The organism is Enterobacter sp. PTB, from assembly GCF_051130085.1.
GTDB classification, from domain to species: domain Bacteria; phylum Pseudomonadota; class Gammaproteobacteria; order Enterobacterales; family Enterobacteriaceae; genus Enterobacter; species Enterobacter ludwigii.
In genome coordinates, this window is the sequence record NZ_JBDKEE010000206.1 from 1 (window position 1) to 227 (window position 227).

General features: G+C 60.4%; 1 protein-coding gene. It reads left to right on the forward strand.

The window, feature by feature from the left end; genetic code table 11:
• The coding region (locus AAIR21_RS28255) for a hypothetical protein (protein WP_434682892.1) at positions 1-227 on the forward strand (227 nt) is incomplete at both ends.

Below are 227 nucleotides of genomic sequence, written 5' to 3' on the forward strand. Positions count from 1 at the left end.
GAATACGAATCCACGGAATTCGACCCCTCGAAGACCAGCACCACCGTGGATCCTTCGGCCCCGAAACCGCCGAAGAACTTGATTGACGGGATGATTAAAGCCCTGCGTCCGAAGCAGTGGGTGAAGAACGTTCTGGTCGTGGCGGCGCCAGCTGCCGCTGGCGGCGACGTGATCTTCCAGAGCCGCGTGATCGGTGACATCGTGATCGCGTTCGTGGCGTTCTGCCT